Annotated in this window: 19 protein-coding genes and 2 tRNA genes; 10 read left to right on the forward strand and 11 right to left on the reverse strand. The window is 71.6% G+C overall.

What is annotated here, in order from left to right; translation table 11 throughout:
• Positions 1 to 9: 9 nt before the first annotated feature.
• From GIS00_RS05915 to GIS00_RS05925, 3 genes are all read left to right on the forward strand, one after another.
• Complete coding sequence (locus GIS00_RS05915; RefSeq protein ID WP_154767334.1) at positions 10 to 633, forward strand: mycothiol-dependent nitroreductase Rv2466c family protein; 624 nt, start codon at positions 10 to 12, stop codon at positions 631 to 633.
• A gap of 84 nt (positions 634 to 717) precedes the next feature.
• Complete coding sequence (locus tag GIS00_RS05920; protein ID WP_154767335.1) at positions 718 to 1,200, forward strand: universal stress protein; 483 nt, start codon at positions 718 to 720, stop codon at positions 1,198 to 1,200.
• A gap of 26 nt (positions 1,201 to 1,226) precedes the next feature.
• Positions 1,227 to 1,700 carry a ribose-5-phosphate isomerase gene (locus tag GIS00_RS05925; protein WP_154767336.1) on the forward strand — a complete coding sequence of 158 codons (474 nt, stop codon included), beginning with the start codon at positions 1,227 to 1,229 and terminating at the stop codon, positions 1,698 to 1,700.
• Between the two features lie 28 nt (positions 1,701 to 1,728).
• On the opposite strand, the gene GIS00_RS05930 is transcribed toward GIS00_RS05925, so the two are convergent.
• The 4 genes from GIS00_RS05930 to GIS00_RS05945 form a co-directional block, all read right to left on the reverse strand.
• On the reverse strand, positions 1,729 to 2,445 hold the full coding sequence (locus GIS00_RS05930; protein WP_154767337.1) for a hypothetical protein: 717 nt from the start codon (positions 2,443 to 2,445) through the stop codon (positions 1,729 to 1,731).
• Between the two features lie 31 nt (positions 2,446 to 2,476).
• Positions 2,477 to 3,700, reverse strand: a complete 1,224-nt coding sequence (locus GIS00_RS05935) for a pyrophosphate--fructose-6-phosphate 1-phosphotransferase (RefSeq protein ID WP_154767338.1) — start codon at positions 3,698 to 3,700, stop codon at positions 2,477 to 2,479.
• A 52-nt stretch (positions 3,701 to 3,752) separates the two neighbouring features.
• Positions 3,753 to 4,988 carry a benzoate/H(+) symporter BenE family transporter gene (locus tag GIS00_RS05940; protein WP_322097561.1) on the reverse strand — a complete coding sequence of 412 codons (1,236 nt, stop codon included), beginning with the start codon at positions 4,986 to 4,988 and terminating at the stop codon, positions 3,753 to 3,755.
• A gap of 84 nt (positions 4,989 to 5,072) precedes the next feature.
• Positions 5,073 to 5,146 (reverse strand) — tRNA-Gly (locus GIS00_RS05945).
• 89 nt (positions 5,147 to 5,235) lie between these two features.
• Between GIS00_RS05945 and GIS00_RS05950 the strand changes: the two genes are divergently transcribed.
• Together GIS00_RS05950 and GIS00_RS05955 are read left to right on the forward strand one after the other, a co-directional pair.
• Positions 5,236 to 5,309, forward strand: a tRNA-Pro gene (locus GIS00_RS05950).
• 97 nt (positions 5,310 to 5,406) lie between these two features.
• Positions 5,407 to 6,402 carry a type 2 periplasmic-binding domain-containing protein gene (locus GIS00_RS05955; protein WP_154767339.1) on the forward strand — a complete coding sequence of 332 codons (996 nt, stop codon included), beginning with the start codon at positions 5,407 to 5,409 and terminating at the stop codon, positions 6,400 to 6,402.
• Positions 6,403 to 6,416: 14 nt separating this feature from the next.
• On the opposite strand, the gene GIS00_RS05960 is transcribed toward GIS00_RS05955, so the two are convergent.
• Positions 6,417 to 8,348: a hypothetical protein gene (locus tag GIS00_RS05960; RefSeq protein ID WP_154767340.1), complete on the reverse strand. Its 1,932-nt coding sequence runs from the start codon at positions 8,346 to 8,348 to the stop codon at positions 6,417 to 6,419.
• Positions 8,349 to 8,645: 297 nt separating this feature from the next.
• On the opposite strand from GIS00_RS05960, the gene tig reads away from it, so the two are divergent.
• From tig to clpX, 4 genes are all read left to right on the forward strand, one after another.
• Positions 8,646 to 10,109 (forward strand): trigger factor, encoded by a 1,464-nt coding sequence (gene tig, locus GIS00_RS05965; protein ID WP_322097563.1) that lies wholly within the window; start codon positions 8,646 to 8,648, stop codon positions 10,107 to 10,109.
• A gap of 332 nt (positions 10,110 to 10,441) precedes the next feature.
• Positions 10,442 to 11,071 (forward strand): ATP-dependent Clp protease proteolytic subunit, encoded by a 630-nt coding sequence (locus tag GIS00_RS05970; protein ID WP_154767950.1) that lies wholly within the window; start codon positions 10,442 to 10,444, stop codon positions 11,069 to 11,071.
• A gap of 34 nt (positions 11,072 to 11,105) precedes the next feature.
• Positions 11,106 to 11,768, forward strand: a complete 663-nt coding sequence (locus tag GIS00_RS05975; protein WP_154767341.1) for an ATP-dependent Clp protease proteolytic subunit — start codon at positions 11,106 to 11,108, stop codon at positions 11,766 to 11,768.
• A 412-nt stretch (positions 11,769 to 12,180) separates the two neighbouring features.
• Entirely contained in the window at positions 12,181 to 13,449 is a 1,269-nt protein-coding gene (clpX, locus tag GIS00_RS05980; RefSeq protein WP_154767342.1) for an ATP-dependent Clp protease ATP-binding subunit ClpX, read from the forward strand.
• A 182-nt stretch (positions 13,450 to 13,631) separates the two neighbouring features.
• Here clpX and GIS00_RS05985 read toward each other — a convergent pair whose 3' ends face one another.
• From GIS00_RS05985 to fdhD, 4 genes are all read right to left on the reverse strand, one after another.
• Positions 13,632 to 14,294, reverse strand: a complete 663-nt coding sequence (locus tag GIS00_RS05985) for a hypothetical protein (RefSeq protein ID WP_154767343.1) — start codon at positions 14,292 to 14,294, stop codon at positions 13,632 to 13,634.
• Between the two features lie 114 nt (positions 14,295 to 14,408).
• Entirely contained in the window at positions 14,409 to 14,939 is a 531-nt protein-coding gene (locus GIS00_RS05990) for a hypothetical protein (protein ID WP_154767344.1), read from the reverse strand.
• A gap of 419 nt (positions 14,940 to 15,358) precedes the next feature.
• Positions 15,359 to 16,414, reverse strand: a complete 1,056-nt coding sequence (locus GIS00_RS05995; protein WP_154767345.1) for an LLM class flavin-dependent oxidoreductase — start codon at positions 16,412 to 16,414, stop codon at positions 15,359 to 15,361.
• Between the two features lie 215 nt (positions 16,415 to 16,629).
• A complete protein-coding gene (gene fdhD, locus GIS00_RS06000; RefSeq protein ID WP_322097564.1) occupies positions 16,630 to 17,463 on the reverse strand; it encodes a formate dehydrogenase accessory sulfurtransferase FdhD in 834 nt (277 codons plus the stop codon).
• Positions 17,464 to 17,522: 59 nt separating this feature from the next.
• Here fdhD and GIS00_RS06005 point away from each other — a divergent pair, with 59 nt between their 5' ends.
• The gene (locus GIS00_RS06005) at positions 17,523 to 18,074 is read left to right on the forward strand and encodes a P-loop NTPase family protein (RefSeq protein ID WP_196073140.1); all 552 of its coding nucleotides are present in this window, start codon (positions 17,523 to 17,525) and stop codon (positions 18,072 to 18,074) included.
• 23 nt (positions 18,075 to 18,097) lie between these two features.
• Here the strand turns inward: GIS00_RS06005 and GIS00_RS06010 are convergent, their stop codons facing one another.
• Positions 18,098 to 18,943: a hypothetical protein gene (locus GIS00_RS06010; RefSeq protein ID WP_154767346.1), complete on the reverse strand. Its 846-nt coding sequence runs from the start codon at positions 18,941 to 18,943 to the stop codon at positions 18,098 to 18,100.
• A gap of 114 nt (positions 18,944 to 19,057) precedes the next feature.
• Positions 19,058 to 19,540 carry a GNAT family N-acetyltransferase gene (locus GIS00_RS06015; protein WP_230312806.1) on the reverse strand — a complete coding sequence of 161 codons (483 nt, stop codon included), beginning with the start codon at positions 19,538 to 19,540 and terminating at the stop codon, positions 19,058 to 19,060.
• Positions 19,541 to 19,710 lie beyond the last annotated feature (170 nt).

Raw genomic sequence — 19,710 nt, forward strand, 5'->3', positions numbered from 1 at the left:
GAGTTCCCGATGACCGAGACCACCGCACCGCAGCGCGACCGGGCCGGGCTCTGGTTCGACCCGCTGTGCCCCTTCTGCTGGATCACCTCCCGGTGGATCCTCGAGGTGGAGAAGGTGAGGGACATCGACGTCGACTTCCACGTGATGAGCCTGGCCGTGCTGAACGAGGGCCGGGACCTGCCGGCCGAGTACGCGGAGATGATGAAGACCGCGTGGGGCCCGGTGCGGGTGCTGATCGCCGCCGCGCAGGAGAAGGGCGACGAGATCCTGGCGCCGCTCTACACCGAGATGGGCACCCGGATCCACAACGAGGACAACAAGAACCTGCCCGAGGTGATCGCGCAGTCGCTGGCCGCGCTGGACCTGCCGGCCGAGCTTGCGCAGGCCGCCGACACGGACGCCTACGACGAGGCGCTGCGCAAGAGCCACCACGCCGGGATGGACGCGGTCGGCCCGGACGTCGGCACCCCGACCATCCACGTCAACGACACCGCCTTCTTCGGCCCGGTGATCAACAAGATCCCGCGCGGCGAGGAGGCCGGCAAGCTCTGGGACGCCACCGTCACCCTGGCCTCCGACCCGCACTTCTTCGAGATCAAGCGCACCCGCACCGGGGGCCTGGACTTCAGCTGAAACCCCGTCGCGACAGGCGGTCCCGCCCCGGAGCAGAATGATCACCGGGAAGCCCACACCGGGTGCTGCAGGACGGAGTCGACGATGACCGATGGACCGAAGGTGCCGCTCTCGCCGGACATGAGGTCCGGCCCGATGATCGTCGGCGTCGACGACCTGCCGAACTGCGGTCGCCCGCTGCGGGCGGCGGTGTTCCTGGCCCGCGCCGCCGGCCGGCAGGTGGTGCTGGTGCACGTCCGCAAGCGGGCGCTGCCGATGGTCGAGGGCTACGTGCCGATCCCCGAGGAGCTGGAGTCGGGGGAGCGGGCCGAGAAGGCGGTGGAGCAGCAGCTGCAGGCTGACCTGGCGGCCTCGCCGGACCTGGTGGGCGTGGACTGGGAGCTGGTGTCGGTCAGCGGCGAGGCCGCGACGGAGCTGATCCGGATCGCCGACGAGCGGGACGCCGCATGCGTCGTCGTCGGCAAACGGCACCGCGGTTTCGCCGAGGTGATCCACCGGATCACCGAGGGCTCGGTGTCCCGAGCGGTGGTCTCGGCGCACAAGTTCCCGGTGCTGGTCGTTCCCTGATCCGGGGCTGCTGTCAGACTGTCCGCATGCGCGTCTACATCGGTTCCGACCACGCCGGTTTCGAGCTCAAGTCCCACCTCGTCGAGCACCTGACGACGTCCGGTCACGACGTGGTGGACATCGGGCCGCACGTCTACGACGCCCAGGACGACTACCCGCCGTTCTGCCTGGAGACCGGCCGCCGGGTGGTGGCCGACCCGGGCAGCCTGGGCATCGTGATCGGCGGGTCCGGCAACGGCGAGCAGATCGCCGCCAACAAGGTCGACGGGGTGCGGGCCGCGCTCGCCTGGTCCGAAGAGACCGCCTCGCTCGGCCGGCAGCACAACAACGCCAACGTCGTGGCGGTCGGCGCCCGGATGCACGACGTGCCCACGGCGATCTCGTTCGTCGACATCTTCCTGGCCACACCGTTCTCCGAGGATCCGCGACACCAGCGGCGCATCGACATGCTCACCGCCTACGAGGCCGATCCCGGCCCGCAGCAGCTGCCGGCGACCTGAGCCCTGCCTCCGGCCAGGCCCGTCCGGCTCAGTCCTTCTTGTCCGGACCGTTCCTGCGGTCCGGACGACGGCCCTGCTTCGACTGTCCGCGGGCACCCGCGAACGGGGTCGGCGGCACGTAGTGCCGGCGCACCAGCTGCACCTGCTCCTCCGCCTCGGCCATGTCCTCGGCGGTGGGCAGCGCGTACTCCCGCGCCCGGAGCGCGAGATCGACCGGCACCTGGGTGCTCCGGGTCGACACCAGCTCGGCCAGTGCCCGGTCCGGGTCGGTGCGCCGCCGCCGGTCGCCGGACCGCCGGTCGCCGGACGGCCGGTCGGTGGTCTGGCGGTCGGTCTGACGGCGGTCGGCGCCCGGCCGGTCCTGACCCGGCTTGTCCTGACCGGGCTTGTCCTGACCCGGCTTGTTCTGGCTCCGTTCCCGTCCCGCCGCGACGACCGTCGGCGTGGCCGGGTCTGCTGCGGGAGTGCCGGCGACGGCGTCGGGGGTGCGGTCCCGGCTCCGCCGCCGGCGGCGTCGGGAGTCGGCCGGCCCGCTTCCGTCGGCCGACCTGCTCCTGTCTGCCGGCTCGGGCGGGACCGCCGCCGACATCCCGGTGGATCCGGTCTGCTCGGTGGACCCGGTGTGCCCCCCGGGTCCGGTGCCTGGCACGTCCGACGGCGCGACGTCGGCGGCGGGCGGACCGGCCGGGCGCGAAGCGGCCCGCCGGCGGCGCGGTGCGGCCGGCGGTACCCCGGGTCCGGTCACGGGCTCGTCCGCTTCGGTGTCGGTCGTGAGCTCAGTGCGCGGCGGCCGGCGTCGGCGCGGCCTGGCCGATGCCGTCGAGCAGCTCGGTGAACCACGGCGTGGTGAGGTCGAAGGCCTTGCCGCCCTTGATCCGGTCGAAGGCGATCGCGGTGAGCCGGTCGCCGTTCTCCTCGTCGTGCCCGATGACCCCGGGTTCACCGCGCATTGCGCAGTCCACCGCGTAGTCCGTCATCGACTTGATCAGGCGCAGGTCCTCGGCGTTGGCCGCGGCGGCCCGCGAGTAGTAGCCGGACTTCTGCACCATCACCTTCTCCGCGCCGAGCTGGGCGGCGAACTGCTTGGCGAACCACTGGCCCGGATTGATGTCGTCCAGCCGGACGTGGCCGAACGGGTCCCGCGGCACCTCGGCGCCGGAGGCCTCGAGCTGCGCGACGATGGTCTCCACACCGGCACCCTCGGACAGGAAGATGGTCACGTTGCCGACGGTGTCCATCACCCCGCGCAGCCGGGCCGCCTCGCCCTCGATGTCCAGCTCGGCCTCGGGCACGTACACGGCGTGCACGTCCCACGCCTCCCGGCTCAGGCCGATCTCCGGCAGCCACTGCTGGGTGTCCAGCCACTCGCGGTAGGAGCGGGCGGTGGCGGCGGTGAGCCAGCCGCAGTGCCGGCCCATCACCTCGTGCACGATCAGCATCCGGGAGCCGGAGTTGTGCTCTCCCACGATGTTCCGGGCGAACTGCGCGCCCTGCTCGGCGGCGGTCCAGGCACCCAGCGACTGCCGGATCGGGATCACGTCGTTGTCGATGGTCTTGGGCAGCCCGACCACGGTCAGCGCGTAGTCGTGTTTCGCCAGGAAGGCCGCGAGATCGGCGGCGGTGGTGTTGGTGTCGTCGCCGCCGATGGTGTGCAGCACGTCGACGCCGTCGGCGGTGAGCCGGTCGGCGGCGGCCTTCAGCGGGTCCTCGCCCTCGGCCACCAGCCCGCGCTTGACGAGGTCCTTGACGTTGGTGAGCTTCACCCGCGAATTGCCGATCGGCGAGCCGCCGAACCGGTGCAGCAGACCGGCCTTCGCCCGGACCTCCGGTGTCACGGTGATCGAGTCGCCGGAGAGCAGGCCCTGGTAGCCGTGCCTGTAGGCGATGATCTCGACCTCGGGGGCCAGCTCGGTGTACCGCTCGATCAGCCCGCCGACGGCGGAGGAGAGGCAGGGGGCGAAGCCGCCGGCCGTGAGCAGGGCAACCTTGCGAACCGTCATGTGGCAGATCCTCTTCCGGTCGGATCGGGGCGGGTGTGGTCCGCGGACGAATCTAGTCGGTGCTGTCCGGCCCGGGCGGCGCCGCGGGGGCCGGTGGGGTGGGTGGCGCCGCACGGCGATGGGTGACGAGCAGGTAGAGCCCGCCGGCGACCAAAGCCCAGAAGGCGGCGCCGATGCCGCCGATGGTGAGACCGGAGGCGGCGACCAGGAAGGTGATGGCGGCGGCGTCGCGCATGCCGGGATCGGCGAGTGCGCCGGCCGCGGCGGAGGCGAAGGTGGCGATCAGCGCCAGGCCCGCGATCGCCGCCATGATGCCATCCGGTGCGGCCTGGGTGAGCGCGACGGCGGCGGCCGAGGCGGGACCGAGCACCACCAGGTACAGCAGGCCGCAGGTGACACCGGCGATCCAGCGCCGGTCGCGATCGGGCCCGGCCCCCGGGCCGGCCGACAGTGCCGCGGAGATGGCGGCGAGGTTGATGGCGTGTGCGCCGGTCGGCGCGCCGGCGGCGGTCGCGACGCCGGTGTACAGCAGGGCCGGCCCGAGCTTCGGTCGGTAGCCGTAGGTGGCCAGCACCGCCATGCCCGGGATGTTCTGGCTGGTCATGGTGACCAGGAACAGCGGGACGCCGATCGCCACGATGCCGGCCGGGTCCCAGCCGGGGGAGATCAGCGTGAGCTGCGGCGCGAGGTGCGTCGGGTCGATCCGGGAGAACGTGCCGGACACGACCATCACCACCACCGCGACGGCGAAGGCGCCCGGCACCGCCCACCGGCGGGCGAACCGCATCAGCAGCAGCCAGGTGGCGAGTACCGGCAGGATCGCGGCCGGGCTGTGGGCGGCCGCGGTGATCGGCTGGGTGCAGAGCAGCAGCAGCACACCGGCGAGCATGGCCTGGGCCAGCGGTCCGGGGATCAGCTCCACCAGCCGGCCCAGCGGCCGGACCAGACCGCAGAGGGCGATCAGGATCCCGGCCAGCAGGAACCCGCTCACCGCGGTGGAGAACCCGCCCTCCGGCGTCGATCCCGCGGCCAGCAGGGCCGCGCCCGGGGTGGACCACGCCATGGTGACCGGCATCCGCAGTTTCCAGGAGAACAGCAGCGAGCCCAGGCCCATGGTCAGGCAGAGCACCAGCAGTCCGGAGGCGGCCTGCTGGGCGGAGGCGCCGACGGCGGCCAGCCCGGTGAGCACCACGGCGAACGAACTGGTGAAACCGACCACCGCGGTCACCGCGCCGGCCACCACCGGGGCGGTCACCGACGGCCGCGCGGCGGGCAGGGGAGAGGTCACAGGTGGTCCTCACCGGTGTGCGGGACGGTGTCACCCGTCGGCATCCGGACCTGGTCCGAAGACGTTGCGGGAGCGGCGATCTGATGGAGCGGGCGACGAGAATCGAACTCGCGTCATCAGTTTGGAAGACTGATGCTCTACCATTGAGCTACGCCCGCACGGCCGACCGGTCCTGCTCCGGCGGCGCGGACAGCTTAACGCAGCCGGTACCCTGATCCGTGCCAGGTCCGCCCGCGCGGCCCGGCACCGGGATGTAGCGCAGCTTGGTAGCGCGCCTGCTTTGGGAGCAGGATGTCGCAGGTTCAAATCCTGTCATCCCGACAGCGTTCACTGCTGTCGTCCCGACGGCTTTCACTTCTGTCGTCCCGACGGAACGGCGGCCGCGTCGAAGTGCGCCGGGAAGGGCACTGTTCCCCGTATGCGCAGCGTTGCCCGCTCCACCCGCCCTGGTCGTCCCCCGATCCGCCTCACGGCTGTCGTCGTGGCCGGCCTGTTGGTCCTCGGAGCGTGTGGGCGGGCCGCGGTCGGTGCCACCGACACCGGTGCGCCGGCGGTCACCTCCGCAGCGCAGTCGCCGTCCGCCGCGTCCTCGTCGGTCCCGGCCCCGAGCGCGGGCGTGGACCCCGGTACCGCTTCTGTCGTCCCGACTGTGCCGAGCGCGGCCGGGAACGTGACCGTGCCGCTGCCGGAGTGCCGGTCCGACCGGCTGCCGACCCGCACCGCGGGTGTGCTCACCTTCGCCACCTCGTCGCCCACCCGCGACCCGTGGTTCGGGCCGGATCCGGCCGACGGCACGGGGCTGGACGGGCAGATCGCGCTGGAGGTGGCGGCCGCGCTGGGCTACCCCGCATCCGCCGTGCGCTGGGTGGTCGTCCCGGCGGCCGAGGCGACCGCCCGCAGCGGCGAGTTCGACGCCGCCATCGACCGTTTCGTGATCCCGGACGGGGCCGGCGGTCCCGCCACCGCTGACTACAGCTCGGGGTACTTCGCCCTGAACGTGGTGGTCGTCGCCAGGGCCGGCAGCGCCGCGGCCGGGGTCGACTCGCTGGCCGGACTCGCCGCGCTCGGCACCCTGGGTGCGCCGCGCGCGGTCGCGAACGGGCTGCCGGCGGAGACCGGGCTGACCGTCGACGGGTTCACCGACGAGACCGGTGCGCTGTCGGCCCTGGACGCCGGGGACGTGCCCGCCGTCGTGATGGACGTCGACGACGCCCTCGCCCTCGACGACCCCGACCTGACCGTGGTCGGCGCCCTGCCCGACACCGGCACCACCCAGTCGCGCCAGTTCGGGTTCCTGCTCGCACCGGGCTCACCGCTCACCCCGTGCCTGTCCGCGGCGATCGACCTGCTGCGGGTGGAGGGCACGCTGGACGCCGTGGCCGACCGCTGGGTGCGGATCCCCGAACTGTCCTGACCCCGGCCGGCAGCTCAGGGCTTGCGCAGGTGGTCGTAGGCACCACCGGTGCCGGCCAGTTCGATGGTCCGCTGGTTGATCGCCACCACCGGCTGCACCCCGCCGTACGGCTCCCAGGACGGCACGTACCTGGCCGCCCCGCCGTTCACCACGACGATCGTGCCGCTGGGCCGGGCCTGCAGGAACGTGCCGTCGGCCGGGTGGAAGCGCAGGTGGTTCCAGTCGCCGCCGATGCCGGCGCGGCTGACCGCCACCGGGTCGATCTGCGTGGCCGGCCGCACCCCACCCAGCTCCGCCCAGGACGACACGTACAGCGGCGCCCCGCCGGCCACCCGGAAGACCGTGCCCGCGGCGTTGAGAAAGGTGCCGTCGGCGGGCAGCTGCTGCAGGTGGTTCCAGTCGCCGCCACGACCGGCGTTCCGGACCGCCGCCGGGTCGATCTGGGTCGCGGCGCGGACCCCGCCGAACGTCGTCCACGACGACACGACGATCGGTGCGCCGCCGGCGACCCGGAACACCGTGCCTCCGGCGTTGAGGAAGGTGCCGTCCGCGGGCATCCGGCGCAGGTGGTTCCAGTCGCCGCCGATCCCGGCGTTGCGGACCGCGGCCGGGTCGATCTGGGTGGCGGCCCGCACCCCGCCGAACGGCGTCCACGACGACACGACGATCGGTGCGCCGCCGGCGATCCGGTAGACGGTGCCGCCGGCGTTGACGAAGGTGCCGTCGGCGGGCACCGGCCGCAGGTGGTTCCAGTCCCCGCCGATGCCGGCCCGGCTGATCGCCGCCGGGTCGACCCGGATCGTGGACCGGGGTGCGCCGAACGGCGTCCACGACGACACCACTATCGGTGCGCCGCCGGCCACCCGGTAGGTGGTGCGGCCGGCCGAGAGGAACGTGCCGTCGGCGGGCACGGCGTTCAGCGCGGCGAAGTCGGTGGTGCTGATGACCCGGACCGGTTGCACCCCACCGACTGTCGCCCAGGCCGACACCGGGATCGGCGCGCCGCCGGCCACCCGGTAGATGGTGCGGAACCCGCCGACCCGGATGAACTCGCCGTCCCGGACGGCGCCGCCGCGGGAGGCCTGGACCAGCCGGGCCGTGGTGGTCGCGGTGGCCCGGGCCGGATCGGCGTAGCTGGCGGCGAGCGTGAGCACCGCGACGAAGTAGCGGTCGGTGTAGCCGACCGAGTGCATGGCGTTCGACGGTGTGGTCCAGAAGCTGTCGTTGCCCCACCCCTGCTTGGACCCGTGCACGCCGGTCAACGCGTTGAGCCCGAAGTCCTGGTTGAACCCGTCGGACCCGAGCGCGGTGGTGCGGGCCATCACCGGGATCAGCCACGGCCCGACCAGCGGGTCCTTCGAGGCGCGGTAGAGGAAGGTCGTCATGTCCCGGGCGGTGATCCGCGCCGCGCCCCAGTGGCCCACCCGGTCGGTGGCGTTGGTGGTGCCGGTCATCCCGTAGCGGGCGGCCATCGACGGGATGGCGCTGCTGGTGAACAGGGAGTTCGCGGTGCCGTCGTCGGAGTACTCGAGCATGTACGCCAGCCGGTCCCGGACATCGGCCGGTGTCTTGTTGTAGCCGCCGTAGAGCACCAGGTAGTAGGCCGCCAGCAGCAGTTTCATGATCGACTCGGACGCGACCTGGGACCGGGCGTTCGCCGTCTCGGACAGCACGGCGCCGGTGCTGCGGTCGATCACACTGACGTACTGCCGCACCCCGCGGGCCTGCGCCTGGGCGACGCCGGACGAGACCGCGGTGGCCGGCGACTGGACCGCCGCGACCTGCGGCAACGGTGCGAGCCCGGGGCCGCCGACGACCGGGGCCGGCCGGACCGGGGTACCGGCGGCCGGCAGCGGGAGCAGCGGCAGGACGAGGGAGAGGACCAGCAACAGGACCGCGCGGCGCCCGCGCCGTCCGGATCGCGGCAGGGCGGTCGTTCGGTTCACGCGCAGGCTCACTTCATCGTCGGGCGATCGGTCCGGCGATGGTAGGTGCGCGGCCGGACCACCCTCCGGTTCCCGCCCGCGGCGTGTCGCAACCAGGTGCAGATGTTCCTTCGCAACCGGGTGCAATTGCCCGGTCACCACCGGTGACGGCTCGGGGCATCCTTTCTCTCGCCTAGAATCGCTGTGGTCTGCGCCGATGATCCGTGCTGCCCCGGGGCCGTGCACGGGTCGGAACTGCAGGGCGGCGGCCACCCCCGACCGCCGCCCCGGCGATCCCACATCAAGGAGTCACAGCACGTGAAGAGCACTGTCGAGCACCTGAACCCGACCAGGGTCAAGCTGACCGTCGAGGTGCCGTTCGACGAGCTCCGCCCGCACTTCGACAAGGCCTACAAGGGTCTGGCCGGTCAGGTGCGCATCCCCGGCTTCCGGCCGGGGAAGGTGCCCGCACGGATCCTCGACGCCCGGCTCGGCCGCGGCGCCATCCTGTCCGAGGTCGTGAACGAGGCCGTCCCGATCAAGTACGGCGAGGCCGTCAGCGAGGCCAACCTGACCGTCCTCGGCCAGCCCGAGATCGAGGTCACCAAGATCGAGGACGGCGACTCGCTCGCCTTCACCGCCGAGGTCGACGTCCGCCCCGAGATCACCCTGCCGGACGCCTCGGCGATCACCGTGCAGGTCGACGACATCGAGGTGACCGACGCCGACATCGACGAGCAGGTGGAGGCGCTGCAGGAGCGGTTCGCCACGGTGACCGCCGTCGAGCGGCCCGCCGCCGAGGGCGACACCGTCACGATCGACCTCTCCGCCACCGTCGGCGAGGAGGAGATCGAGGACGCGAAGACCGAGGGGCTGACCTACACCGTCGGCACCGGCGACCTGGTCGACGGGCTGGACGCCGCCATCGGCGGGCTGACCGCGGGCGAGTCCACCACCTTCGGCACCAAGCTGGTCGCGGGGGAGCACGCCGGTGAGGACGCCCAGGTCACCGTCACCGTCACCGGTGTCTCCGAGCGCAACCTGCCCGAGGTGGACGACGACTTCGCCCAGCTGGCCAGCGAGTTCGACACCGTCGAGGAGATGCGCGCCGACCTCACCGAGCGGATCCGCCGGGTGAAGAACGTCGAGCAGGGCAGCCAGGCCCGGGACAAGGTGCTGGAGGCGCTGCTCGAGGCCACCGACATCCCCGCCCCGGAGGGCATCGTGAAGGCGGAGTACGACGCCCGCCAGCACGACGCGGTGCACTCCTTCGACCACGACGAGGACGCGTTCAACGCCTACCTCGAGGGGGAGGGGCAGACCCGCGAGGAGTTCGACGCGGAGGCCCGTGAGGCCTCGGAGCAGGCCGTCCGCACCCAGCTGCTGCTGGACGCGCTGGCCGACCAGCAGGCCGTGCAGGTCTCCCAGGAGGAGTTCACCGAGCGGATCATCTACAACGCGCAGCGCTTCGGCCTGGCCCCGGACGACTACTTCCGCCGGTTGCAGGAGGCCAACCAGCTCGGCTCGGTCATCGCCGACGTGCGGCGCGGCAAGGCCCTGGCCACCGCCGTGCAGCAGGCGACCGTCACCGATGCCTCCGGCGCGACCCTCGACGTGGCCGCGCTGTTCGGCATCGAGGACGCCCCGGAGCTCGAGGACGGCACCGTCGAGGGCTCTGTCGAGACCGTGGAGTCGGTCGAGGGCTCTGTCGAGACCGCTGAGGATGCTGCCGGCAGTTCCGAGGATGCCGAGAGCACCGAGAACGAGGCCGCCAAGGCCTGACCGGCCCTGATCGGCAACGAGCAGCACCGAGCAACACAGCACCGGACGGCCACGATTCCCACAGGGGTCGTGGCCGTCCGCAGCTCCGGGACCAGCCCGGAAGGGTCCGCCGTCAGCGAACAGTCAGGGGTTCGGGCATCACCGCCGGACGCCCGTCGTTACTGTCGTGAGCACGGCACCCCGCCGGTTCGCCCACAGGGTGGTCCGCCGGGACCGGAAGTACGCAACGACGAGTCAGCCAGGAGACGTCAGTGAGCCATCGTCAGATCCCCAACGGCCTGCAGGCCGTGGAGCCGCTCGAGTCCGTCGCCCCTGGGCTCGGCCGGGCCGTGATGCGCGGGACCCCCGGGCTCTCGCTCTCCGACTCGGTGTCCGAGCGCCTGCTCCGCGAGCGGATCATCATCCTGGGGTCCGAGGTCCGGGACACCAACGCGAACGAGATCACCGCCCAGCTGCTGCTGCTCGCGGCGGAGGACCCGGAGCGGGACATCACCCTGTACATCAACTCGCCCGGTGGCAGCGTGACCGCCGGCATGGCGATCTACGACACGATGATGCTGATCGAGCCGGACGTGGCCACCACCGCGATGGGCCTGGCCGCCTCGATGGGCCAGTTCCTGCTCACCGCCGGTGCCCCCGGCAAGCGTGCGGCTCTGCCGCACACCCGGATCCTGATGCACCAGCCGAGCGCGGGCGTCGGCGGTACCGCCGCCGACATCGCCATCCAGGCGGACATGCTCACCAAGTCCAAGCGTGAGCTGACCCTGCTGCAGGCGCAGCACACCGGCCAGCCGATCGAGCGGATCGAGGTCGACCAGGACCGCGACCGCTGGTTCACCGCGCAGGAGGCGCTGGAGTACGGCTTCATCGACAAGGTCGTCTCCCGCGCCTCGCAGAACAGCGTGAGCGGCGGCACGGACGCGGCCGAGAAGGCCGCCACCGAGCCCGACTCCGGCAACTGACCCGCAGACCACCAGAGAGCTGGAGACCGAGAACATGAGCAACCCCGCCGGTTACCCGAGCGGCGCGGCCCACGGGCACGCGCTGCACCTGCCGCAGTCGCGGTACATCCTGCCGTCCTTCGTCGAGCGCACCAGCTACGGCGTCAAGGAGTCGAACCCGTACAACAAGCTGTTCGAGGAGCGCATCATCTTCCTCGGCGTGCAGATCGACGACGCCTCGGCGAACGACGTGATGGCACAGCTGCTGACGCTGGAGTCGAGCGATCCCGATCGCGAGATCACCATGTACATCAACTCGCCCGGTGGCTCGTTCACCTCGATGACGGCCATCTACGACACGATGCAGTTCGTCCGCCCGCACATCCAGACGGTCTGCCTGGGCCAGGCGGCCTCGGCGGCCGCCGTGCTGCTGGCAGCCGGTTCCGCCGGACGCCGCCTGGCGCTGCCGAACTCGCGCATCCTGATCCACCAGCCGGCCACCGAGGGCGTCTACGGCCAGGTGTCCGACCTGGAGATCCAGGCCCGCGAGATCGGCCGGATGAAGGCCACCCTCGAGGAGATGCTGGCCCGCCACTCCAACAAGTCGCCGGAGGAGGTCCGCCAGGACATCGACCGCGACAAGATCCTGACGGCCGCCGAGGCCAAGGAGTACGGCCTGGTGGACGACGTGCTGTCCTACCGCAAGATCGACGTCTGATCCGGTTCCGGATCGCGGGCCGCACAACGTCGCCGGGGCTCCCGGCGGCGTCGTGCGGCCTCCGCCGATCGGTGGGCCGGCCGGGCACCCTGGGTGACGGCATCGGTACCGATCGGTGCGACCGGCGGGACGACGCCTGCCGGGTCACCCGCCCGGGGTGGCGATTCACCCGGCGCAACGGACATATCCCCTGCCGCCGCCGCGGTCGGCCGCTACCCTGGTGGACGACCGGCAGGACCGGGCGGTACCCGGTTTCCGGCCCGTGTCGCGGCGCGCAATCCCGCGCCGCCGATGCGGACAGCAGGTACGGTCGGGCAGTACCGGGCACCGGACGCGACGAGTTCGCGGCCTGCCCCAACAGGACAACGCACCCGCCACGGGTTCGGTTCCGACGAGTGAGATCGAGAGGCACATGGCGCGCATCGGTGACGGGGGCGACCTGCTGAAATGTTCTTTCTGCGGGAAGAGCCAGAAGCAGGTCCGGAAGCTCATCGCCGGTCCCGGTGTCTACATCTGCGACGAGTGCATCGACCTCTGCAACGAGATCATCGAGGAGGAGCTGTCGGAGACCGGTGAGGTCAAGCTCGACGAGCTCCCCAAGCCCACCGCGATCCGGGAGTACCTGGACCAGTACGTGATCGGGCAGGACAGCGCGAAGCGCGCGCTCTCCGTCGCCGTCTACAACCACTACAAGCGCATCCAGGCCGGCCCGGACCGCGGGCCCGAGCCGGTGGAGCTGGCCAAGTCCAACATCCTGATGCTCGGCCCGACCGGCTGCGGCAAGACCTACCTCGCACAGACGCTGGCGAAGATGCTGAACGTACCGTTCGCCATCGCCGACGCCACCGCGCTGACGGAGGCCGGCTACGTCGGCGAGGACGTCGAGAACATCCTGCTGAAGCTGATCCAGGCCGCCGACTACGACGTCAAGCGCGCCGAGACCGGCATCGTCTACATCGACGAGGTCGACAAGATCGCCCGCAAGTCGGAGAACCCGTCGATCACCCGCGACGTGTCCGGTGAGGGTGTGCAGCAGGCGCTGCTGAAGATCCTCGAGGGCACGCAGGCGTCGGTGCCGCCGCAGGGCGGCCGCAAGCACCCGCACCAGGAGTTCATCCAGATCGACACGACGAACGTGCTGTTCATCGTGGCCGGTGCCTTCGCCGGACTGGAGAAGATCGTCGGCGAGCGGGTCGGCAAGCGCGGCCTGGGCTTCGGCGCGGAGATCCGCAGCAAGTTCGACATCGACGCCTCGGACATCTTCTCCGACGTCATGCCGGAGGACCTGATCAAGTTCGGGCTGATCCCGGAGTTCATCGGCCGGCTCCCGGTGGTCGCCTCGGTGACGCACCTGGACAAGGAGTCGCTGGTCAAAATCCTGACCGAGCCGCGGGACGCGCTGTCCAAGCAGTACGTCCGGCTGTTCGACATGGACGGCGTGACCCTGGAGTTCGAGCCGGACGCGCTGGAGGCGATCGCCGACGAGGCGATCCTCCGCGGCACCGGTGCCCGCGGTCTGCGCGCCATCATGGAAGAGGTGCTGCTGCCCGCCATGTACGAGGTGCCCGGCCGGGACGACGTCGAGCGGGTCGTGGTGACCGCGGAGACCGTGCGGTCCAACGTGTACCCGACCATCGTGCCCAAGCAGCCGAAGAAGCTGCCGCGGGAGAAGTCGGCCTGAGCCAGTGCCTTCCCTCGGGAGGTCGCCGCTTGCAGGTCCGGCGGACGACCAACACCAGACGAAGCGCAGACGAAGAAGCCCGGCCCCTTTCGGGGCCGGGCTTCTTCTCGTTTCTCGGGTGCCGCTGCCGCTGTGCCGCCGGTCGCGATGACCGGTGGCAGCAGGGGCGGGCCGACCGGGCGTCAGCCGGCGCAGTTGGCGTCGAGCCAGGCGGAGATCTTGTCCGTGGCCGCGGTGACCGTCGGGTCGTCGAGGATCGCGCCGGCCTCGGCCAGCGACTTGCCCTGGGCGTTCTTCGCGGCGGTCGCCAGGACCTCGAAGTCCGGCTTCAGCTCGTCCGGCACCGAGGCCATCGCGCTGTCGATCGCGGCGGTCAGCTCGGAGGCGTCGTAGGTGCCCTCGGTCCCGCCGAGCAGGCTGAGCAGGGAGAGGCTGATGGTGGCGTACGCGCCGGCCACGGTCAGGCAGTCGCCGCCGAAGCCCAGATCCGTCGGGATGCCGAGATCGGTGGGGATCCCCATGTCCGTGGGCACCCCGGTGTAGTCGGTGGCTCCGCCGCTGTCGGTGCTCTCGCCACCCTCACCGCCGTCCGTGGTCTCTCCGCCGTCGGTGCTCCCGCCCTCGGTGACCTCTGTCGATCCGGGAGCCTCGGCACCGCCGCCGTCGCCGGTCGGCGCGGGGGCGTCGGTGGATCCTGCCGCTCCGGCGCCGGCGGTGGCTGCCGCGCCGTTGCCGGCCAGGTTCGGCAGGCCGATGGTCGGCGCCCCGCTCTGCGAGGACGAACAACCGGTAAGCGCCAGCGCGGCCGCGGCGGCGAGGACGACGAGGCGGGTGCGGATCGCCATGACAGGCTCCTTGATGCGTCGGCGGCGCAGTGCTCGCGCCGTGTCGGTGAAGAGGTTAGCCGTCACCCGGTGATACCCCGGGCGATCCATCCGGCATCACTCTGACGCGCGAGGTCAGCCGCCGTTGCAGTGGGTCGCCACCCAATCCTCGACCTGACGCATGGCAGTGCTCATCACCGGGTCGTCGACCACCTTCTGCGCATCGACCACCGGCTGCCCGTCGACGGAGCGGACGGCCTCCCCGAGCGCCTGGAAGGTCGGGGCCAGCTCGGCGGGCAGCACCTCGATCGCCTGGTCGACGGCCACCAGCACCGGTGCCGCGTCGAAGTCGCCGGTCAGGTCGCCGGCGTAGAGGGCCTGCATCAGCAGGCCCGAGACGGATCCGTACGCGGAGGCGACCGTCATGCACGTGCCCTGGTCGCCGATGATCCCGCCGCCGGTGTCCTGCGTCGGCTCCTCGGTCGGGCCGGTCGGGCCCTCGGTGGGTTCGGTGCTGTCCTCGATCGTTGCGGGTCCTTGGCCGATCGGTCCGGCTCCGATCCCGATGCCGGGTGGCGGGTCGCCGGCATCACTGCCGCCGGTACACCCGGCGAGCACCAGTGCTGCAGTCAGCAGCGGGACGAGAACACCTGCACGGAAACGCATCTGGAACACCTGACCGGATCTGCTGTCGGACCCGCGCCGAATCGCGGCACAGAGGAGTGCATGTCGCGAACGCGGTTGCGACACCTGGTGTGTCGCCGGGCAGCAGGAGCGGATGGCTCGGGCGGTGATACCGGACGGATGCAACGGGTGAGCCGGGTCACGCCCGGGGTGATCGGTCGGGCCCGGAGTTCCCGACGCACTCCGGCGACGGTCACATTGGTTCCGGGCAGTGCGGAAGCTGGGCACGTTCGGGAGCGCTGTCGGGTGGCCAGGGAACGACACCACGGCAGGGCTGCTCAGCTGCGTCCGCACGTCGGCGGCCACCATGCGACAGTCACGGCAGGTCCGGGGACGCCGGATGCCGGGCACGTCACCGGGCGCGCAGTTCCCGCCGGTCACGCCATCGCGTGACGGGTCGCTCAGACGCCGACCGGCGCGGTGCGGAAGGCCTCGGCAACCAGCTCGTAGGAGCGCAGTTTGGCCTGGTGGCCGTGCACCCGGGTGCTCACCATGAGCTCCTGCACCCCGAAGTCCTCGACGAGCTCGCGGAGCCCGGCGGCCACCTGCTGCGGATCGCCGATCACCTCGGTGCTCTGCATCGCGGCGGTCAGGTCGAGTTCCTGCTGGGTCCAGGGGTACTCGGCCGCCTCCTCCGGAGAGGGCGTGCGCTGCAACTGACCCCGGCGCAGCAACAGCATCGACAGCGCACCCGGCCGCGCCTGGTACTGCGCCTCCTCCTCGGTGTCGGCCGCGACCACGCTGACGCCGATCATCGAGTAGGGCTCGTCCAGCTCGTCGGAGGGCCGGAACGACTGCCGGTAGATGTCCAGCGCCGCAAGGGTGTTCCCGCCGGCGCCGGCGAAGTGGTGGGCGAAGGCGAACGGCAGGCCCAGCTTCCCGGCGAGCCGCGCGGACCAGTCGGAGGAACCGAGCAGCCAGACCGGGACCGGCGACACCGGGGTGGCCTGGATCGCCGCGAAGGGATGGTTGTCGGGGAAGTCGCCGCGCAGGAAATGCCGGAGCTCGGTGAGCCGGTCGGCCATGTCCTCGTCGGGGTTCTGCATCCGGCGGCGCAGCGCGTAGGAGGTCAGCTGGTCGCTGCCCGGCGCGCGGCCGAGCCCGAGATCGATCCGGCCGGGGTGCAGCGCGGCCAGGGTGCCGAACTGCTCGGCGACCGCCAGCGGCGCGTGGTTCGGCAGCATGACGCCGCCGGAGCCGAGCCGGATGGAGTGGGTGGCGGCGCCGAGATGGGCCAGCAGCACCGGGGGAGCGGCGCTGGCGACCGCGGGGATCCCGTGGTGCTCGGCGACCCAGAACCGGGTGTAGCCCCAACGTTCCGCGGCCGCGGCGAGGGCGGTGGTGCTCTCCAGCGCTTCCCGCACGGTCTGCCCGGTTCCGACGCCGGCCAGGTCCAGCACCGAGAGCGGGACCGGGGAGGAGCCGAGTGTGCTGCCGGCGATCTGCGGGTTGCTCATGGGTTCTCCTCCGGGCGCTGCGTACGACTGTCCTTCAGGTGCAACACGGTCGCTGCTGGGCGTGTTCCGGTTCCGGCGCCCCGGTTTCCGCCCCGCCCCCTGCATGGATCAAGAGCGTCCGCAGGTCATCGGAGGCAGGAAACGGGACGGAAGTGACAGGAGTCGCCGGGTTCGTCCCTGCGGAGCGACATGATCCACGCAGGGAAGGGGGCCGGTCAGGCGCCGCGGACGCGGTGGTGGCCGGTGTAGAGGTTGAAGCCGTCGTGGCGGGTGAAGCCGACGAGAGTCAGGCCCGTCGACTCGGCCAGCTCCACCGCCAGCGAGGAGGGCGCGGACACCGCGACCAGCACCGGGATCCCGGCCAGCACCGCCTTCTGCACCAGCTCGAAGGACGCCCGGGAGGAGGTCAGCAGCGCCCGGTCGCCCAGCGGCAACCGGCCCTCCAGCATCGCGGCGCCGATCACCTTGTCGACCGCGTTGTGCCGGCCGACGTCCTCGCGCACGAACTCCAGGCGGCCGTCGGTGGTGGCCAGCGCAGCGGCGTGCAGACCGCCGGTAGTGCGGAACCCCTGCTGCCGTGGCCGCAGCAGCTCGGGCAGCCGGGCCAGCACGGCCGGGTCGAACACCGGACCGTCGACGGGCAGCGGGTACCGCTGCCGCTTCGCGAGGGCGTCGATGGAGGCGCTGCCGCAGACACCGCAGGCCGAGGTCGTGGTGAGCGACCGGGCAGCAGCGGCGACCGCGGCCGGGTCGGCGGCGGTGGGGGAGAGCGCGACGTCGAGCACGTTGTAGGTGTTGCGCCCTTGCTCGTCGACCCCGTCGCAGTAGCGCATGACCGTCACATCGGCACGGCCGGCGACGATGCCCTCGGCGTGCAGCAGGCCGTGGGCCAGCTCGATGTCATGACCCGGCGTGCGCATGGTGACGGTGAACGGCGCGCCGGCCACCCTGATCTCCAGCGGCTCCTCGCCCGCGACGCTGTCCGGGCGGCTGACGAAGCCGGTGCCGTTCCAGTGCCGGACCTTCGCCCGCGCGATCACTCGGCTCACCCCTGCAGCATCCCAGAACCGCGGGCCGGGCGGGTGCGCACGCCCGTAGCATCGGCCGCGTGCCCGCGCGACGGATCAAGATCACCGGTATCTCCGGATCCGGCAAGACCACCCTCGCCCGCCAGCTGTCGGTGACACTCGGTGTGCCGTGGATCGAACTCGATGCACTGCACCACGGACCCGACTGGACACCGGCGGATCCGGACGACTTCCGCGCCGAGGTGCTGGTGCTCACCGACGGTCCCGGCTGGGTCGTCGACGGCAACTACCGCACCCACCTGGCCGGGATCATCGACGACCGGGTGGACCTGCTGGTCGCGTTGGATCTGCCGCGGCCGGTGGTGCTGGTCCAGTTGCTCGCCCGCACGCTGCGCCGGATGGCCACCCGGGAAGAGCTGTGGAACGGCAACACGGAGCGGTGGCGGAACCTGCTGTGCACCGACCCGGAACAGAACATCCTGCTGTGGGCGCACGTGCACTTCGGCGCCCAGCGACGCCGGGCCCGGGAGGCGGAGCGGGCGTGGCTGTCCGACCGGACCGGTACTCCGGTCGTCAGATTGAGCTCGCGAGCGCAGACGCAGCGGTTCGTCGAGCACCTCGCCGGCCTCTGAGGACGCCGGACCGGCCTCAGGGGTCAGTGAACCTGCCGCCGACGCGCGAGCACCAGGAGGGAGCCGCCGAGAAGTGCTGCGACACCGGCGAACCCGAGCATGGAGCCGACGGGTGATCCGGTCGCGGCGAGCGACGGCCCACCGGCACCGGTACCCGCCGTGCCCGTCGGCGCCGCCAGACAGGAATCGACGGCCGCGGCGGGCAGGGCGCTCCACGGCACGCTGTCCAGCACGGCTCCGTCGACCGATAGGACCTCGAACCCGGCCGGCGATGCCGCCAGGGCGTCGGCACTGATCGGCCAGGTGAAGGTGGTGGGGTGGTCGAACGGTCCGATGACCCTCTCGGTGCCGGTCGTTCCCGCCGCCACGTCCGTGATCACCGGCGCGACCTGGTAGTAGTGCGTGGATTGCCAGGTCACCGGAACGGACACGGAGCACCCGGAGAGCACCGGGTCGCCGATGGTCGCTGCCGGTGGGAAATCGTCGGACGAGGATTCCGCGTACACGGTCACCATGGGATACCGGAAGGAATCGACGTACTGGTCGCAGATCCCGTGGACGTGCACCTCGTGCGCATAGTTGATGTCGAAGGACTTGCTCCAGCTGCCGTCCGCCGCGGGCTGCACGAACAATGTGCCCCTGTCCCCGGTTCCCTGCTCCTGGTCCCAGATCACGGCCAGGATCACCTGCACCGGCTCGTCACCGATCGGCAGGCACCCGGTCCCGGACACCGTGATGTCGGTGAAGGGATCGTAGAGCTCCTTGTCGGTGCTCATCGTCGGACCGGGGTCGGCGGCGGCCCCCTGCACCGGCCCGGCGACCAGCAGGCCCATGATCACGACAGCCATCAACGCTGCGACACGACGCATTTCCCACCCCTTGATGCCGCGGTGCCCACAGCACCACGTGAGCCCACACCGTAAAGGCTGTGTAAGGGTGGAAACAACCCGGACGCGCCGGCGACCGGCAATGGCGTCACCGCGTCAGCGGCGGACCATCCGGATCTCCAGGATGCCCGAGGCGTCGAGCTGCTCCTCGCCGTCCGGGATGAAGTCGTGGTGGACGTAGAAGGCGGCGGCCCGCGGGTTGTCCCGGTAGACCCAGAGCGAGGCCGGCCGGTCGCCGAGCACGGCGTCGAGCAGGTCGTCGGAGACGCCGCTGCCCTGCTGACTCTGCCGCACGTAGATGGCGTACAGCTCGGTCTCCGCGGGCGGGTTCTCGTCGCGGCTCGGGCCGGCGATCGCGATCCCGATCACCTCACCACTCTCGGTCACGCCGAGCATGTGCACCGCGATCCCGGACTCGATCTCGACCCGCCGCCGCTCGGCCAGCTTGGCCACGTCCAGCCCGGCCAGCCGCTCGTCGTCCCACATGCCCGCATAGGCCTCGCGCCAGCAGGCGACGTGGCACTCGGTGAAGGCCAGGGCGTCCTCCGGCCGAGCCTCCCGCACGGTGTACGTGCTCAATCCGGCCTCCTCGGCTCCGTCCCGGGTGCATCGCACACTGATGTGTGTGCGCCGCACTGCGCACTCGTGATGCGCTGCACCAGGAGGGGATCCGGGCCGCCGGTGTCCGGCGGCACCACCCGCCCGTGATGCCTGCCCAGGCTAGTGCACAGTGAAGTCGGCGTTGTCCC

The sequence above is a fragment of the Nakamurella alba genome (assembly GCF_009707545.1).
Lineage (GTDB): Bacteria > Actinomycetota > Actinomycetes > Mycobacteriales > Nakamurellaceae > Nakamurella > Nakamurella alba.

Bases quoted from the DNA above. Each gene is read 5' to 3' on its own strand.
- GIS00_RS05915 (WP_154767334.1), top strand. From the start codon at position 10: ATGACCGAGACCACCGCACCGCAGCGCGACCGGGCCGGGCTCTGGTTC.
- GIS00_RS05920 (WP_154767335.1), top strand. From the start codon at position 718: ATGACCGATGGACCGAAGGTGCCGCTCTCGCCGGACATGAGGTCCGGC.
- GIS00_RS05925 (WP_154767336.1), top strand. From the start codon at position 1,227: ATGCGCGTCTACATCGGTTCCGACCACGCCGGTTTCGAGCTCAAGTCC.
- GIS00_RS05935 (WP_154767338.1), bottom strand. From the start codon at position 3,700: ATGACGGTTCGCAAGGTTGCCCTGCTCACGGCCGGCGGCTTCGCCCCC.
- GIS00_RS05955 (WP_154767339.1), top strand. From the start codon at position 5,407: ATGCGCAGCGTTGCCCGCTCCACCCGCCCTGGTCGTCCCCCGATCCGC.
- GIS00_RS05970 (WP_154767950.1), top strand. From the start codon at position 10,442: ATGCGCGGGACCCCCGGGCTCTCGCTCTCCGACTCGGTGTCCGAGCGC.
- GIS00_RS05975 (WP_154767341.1), top strand. From the start codon at position 11,106: ATGAGCAACCCCGCCGGTTACCCGAGCGGCGCGGCCCACGGGCACGCG.
- clpX (WP_154767342.1), top strand. From the start codon at position 12,181: ATGGCGCGCATCGGTGACGGGGGCGACCTGCTGAAATGTTCTTTCTGC.
- GIS00_RS05985 (WP_154767343.1), bottom strand. From the start codon at position 14,294: ATGGCGATCCGCACCCGCCTCGTCGTCCTCGCCGCCGCGGCCGCGCTG.
- GIS00_RS05990 (WP_154767344.1), bottom strand. From the start codon at position 14,939: ATGCGTTTCCGTGCAGGTGTTCTCGTCCCGCTGCTGACTGCAGCACTG.
- GIS00_RS05995 (WP_154767345.1), bottom strand. From the start codon at position 16,414: ATGAGCAACCCGCAGATCGCCGGCAGCACACTCGGCTCCTCCCCGGTC.
- GIS00_RS06010 (WP_154767346.1), bottom strand. From the start codon at position 18,943: ATGCGTCGTGTCGCAGCGTTGATGGCTGTCGTGATCATGGGCCTGCTG.